The following is a 3,291-nucleotide window of genomic DNA, read 5'->3' as shown; positions in this document are numbered from 1 at the left end:
CGGGCTTTGCCCGTTATTGAAAAGAAAACCCCAAAGCCACTGGATACCGCATAAAAGCATTGCGGTATGACGGATTAAAAAGGTTTTCAAGCTTCAAGCTTAAAGCTTAAAGCTAACAGCGTGAGCGAAGCGAACCAACAAGAAAGGAGAGCAAACACAATGACGGACAGCAAACAAAGCAAACGGGTAGCAACAAAACTCAATCCCTGTCTTCACGCGGAATTTATCCGCGCGACGAGGCTGAGAAACGAAACAATGAACGGTGCGCTGTGCAGATTTGCGAAACAGTACACGGAAGAAGTAAAAAGCTAACTGCTGCGGACAGCGCACCGGCACGTCGAAGAAGAAATTTTGTAAAAAACTTCTTGCGCAACAGACGGTAACGCTGTAAAATATCAAAAAGTTGCGGGATGTATTCCGTAAGGTTTGGGTACGGCGGAATGTTCTGCAAAAAATAAACTAAGGTTCACAAAACAAAAAATCAAAGGTAAAGGAGGGGTAGAAATGTTCAAAAAATCGTCTGTGTTTGACCTGAATTACAGACAGACAGACAGACAGACAGACAGACAGACATCCTCTCCTTCTGAGGAAAAATTTTGCATTTCTCACCTCTCTTTTATTTCTAAAATTCCAACTGCAGAAAGTAAAAATGCAAACTTAACGGCGTGTAAAACCACGACGGATGTTTTGTTGACATAAATTCAAAATACAAAATTCAAATTTCCAAAAGGGAGGAAATACAATGAAACAGAGAAATATCAGGAAACTCGCGGCAGTCCTAATGCTCGTGTCCTTCATCTTCGGCACGGTATCACCCGCAATGGCGGCAGGCATAGCGACCTTTGACGACATGAAAACGTCAAAAGGCAATAATGACTTAACCAAAGCCTCAACCATATACTACGGCAGCTACTGGCAGAGTGCGGCGTCAGGCTACGCGCCGAATGGAACGTCTACTGACCCTGAAGAATTCAACGCAAACAACTGGAACAAAGACGCCATCAAATGGCGTGTGCTTGCGAACAACCCAGAGGCAGACATCCGAGGCAACAAAGGATTGTTTCTCCTGTCTGACCAACCGCTATACGCAAAACTGTTCAACCCAGAGACTGTACCTGTAGCAATAAGGAACATATGGGGAAAAGATGAAAGTACACCGGGGGCAGGAGACGGCATTTCGTCAGAACTTCGCACAACAACGAACAACACGACACCCACAACCTTCAATTTAGACGGAACAGTAGCCACGTGGGGCGGCTTTGCGGGAGACGCGTTCAGCACGAAAGAATACGCGGCGATAGCGACAGCGAGTCATAAGCTGGGAGGAAACGCAACAGGGAAGGATTATATATCCACAGAAAAAATATTCCCGTTGGCGTATGATGAGCTAGGAATCCTCTACGGCGTCACCTATGCATCAAGAGCAACTGACGCGACACAAATGGCAAAGAGTGTGAATGTATACGGGAACACCGTTGGGGCTATTGGTACTTGGTTCCTTCGATCGCCGGGCAGAAGCGACACAGGTCTGGCTATGGTCTATGCCAACGGCGAGAGCAATGATAGCGTCGGCTTCTCAGGCGGCAGGCCTGCTATGCGCCCTGCTTTAAACCTTGACAAAGACAAGGTTTTGTTCCTATCCGCCGCAACCGGCGGCAAAGGCAATGTCAATGTCGGCAATGGCTTTACGCTGGCGGACAATACAACAAACGAGTGGAAACTGACGCTGCTTGACGCGTACAGCATTGCGAACACAGGCGGCATAAAAAAGCCGACTATAGCAGCCGGTGATGTAACGTTCACGAAAATTAACCCAAGCGATGAAGCGCAGACTGCGCTTGCCAGCGGCAAAACGGCGTTTGACTGGGACGGCGGAGACGCAGGAATGACCATAAACTATAGCGGCGCGACAACGGGAACAAACATGTACGTATCTGCCCTGCTCTATGACAGCACTGGAACAGACATGCTGAACTATGCCAAAATAGCGGAGACTGACACGGCAGTCAAAGCAACTGGAACGGCAACAACAACGCTTGCGAACCTTGCCGAAGGCACGTACAAAACGACGTTCTTCAGCGAACAGGCAAACGGAGATTGTCAGACAGACTACGGCGGAGAGCTTACAGACCAATACAGTTTTGTAATCGGCAACACGCTTGGCAAAGCGTACAATGCGTCGGGGCTTACTGCAAACGTATCAAACGGCGCAAAACTCGTCTTTGAAGACGGCGAATACAACACAGGCGTAACCGTCGCCGCAGGCGAAACAGGCTGCATAACGGCAGACGTGACAAGCGGCACAATACTGACGGGAAACCTCGACATAGACGGCACCCTCACAACAGCAAACAGTTTTACCTTCACAGGCGAAGAGAATAAAATTGGCGGAACACTCACAGGCGATGCCCTCACAATAGCCGGAGGCACAACAACCGTAGGCAGCACCGGAAGCATAGAAAACGATGTAACAATACAGACGGCAGGCACGGTCAAAGCCGAAGGTAGAATGGCAAATGCCACCGTCAGCACAGGCGGAACACTTGAACTCAACGCAGACAAATACGGTGTAACCGGAGGCGTTGCAGATCCGACACTTGACGGCGGAACAGTAAAATTCACCGGCGGCACGCTCACGCAGGCAATAACAGGTACAGGCACAACAGAAATTGCCGGAGAGGTAACCGCAAATGCGGCGATAGGAAACAACGTAGAAATCGCAGACGGTAAAAAACTCACCCTCGGAGCAGACGTAACAGGCACGATACTTGTTGGAACAAACGCATCGCTCTATACCAGCGCAAACTACCTTAAAAACACCGTAACAAACAACAGCGACAACTCGGTACACCTTACAGGCGGAACGCTGGAACATAACATAACAGGCACAGGCACAACCTACATAGACTCAGGAGAAGTTACAAACAACGCAGAAATAGAAAACAGCGTCAATATACTGAACGGAGCAACGCTTTCTACGAACGCGTCCAAAATAGCGACAGGCGCTGGCGAAACAATAACAAACGCCGGAACATTGCAATTCACGGCGGGAACGCTTGCAAAAGACGTTGCTAACAGTGGAGACATAACGGCGAAAAATGGTGTTGCGATAAACAGCGTTATAACCGGCACAGGCACAACAACCCTTGAAACAGGCGCGTCATTTGGCACAGACGGCAAAATCACGGGCGGTGACGTAACGCTCAATGGAAATAGTTTTATCTCGTCAAACCTCGGAACAGTTGCCGACCTTACTTCAAACGAAGCAATCTACAACTTTAACGCTAACGT

General features: G+C 48.7%; 2 protein-coding genes. Both read left to right on the top strand.

Annotated features, from left to right (window positions below; genetic code table 11):
* Positions 1 to 159 precede the first annotated feature (159 nt).
* Complete coding sequence (locus KBS54_07545) at positions 160 to 312, top strand: hypothetical protein (protein ID MBQ0055973.1); 153 nt, start codon at positions 160 to 162, stop codon at positions 310 to 312.
* Positions 313 to 742: 430 nt separating this feature from the next.
* A partial coding sequence (locus KBS54_07540; protein ID MBQ0055972.1) for a hypothetical protein occupies positions 743 to 3,291 on the top strand: 2,549 nt, incomplete at its 3' end.

The organism is Candidatus Equadaptatus faecalis (assembly GCA_018065065.1).
Taxonomy (GTDB): domain Bacteria; phylum Synergistota; class Synergistia; order Synergistales; family Synergistaceae; genus Equadaptatus; species Equadaptatus faecalis.
This window is presented reverse-complemented; position numbering and strand designations above follow the sequence as displayed.

Excerpts from the sequence above, each read along its gene's own strand:
- KBS54_07545 (MBQ0055973.1), top strand. The coding sequence starts at position 160 with ATGACGGACAGCAAACAAAGCAAACGGGTAGCAACAAAACTCAATCCC.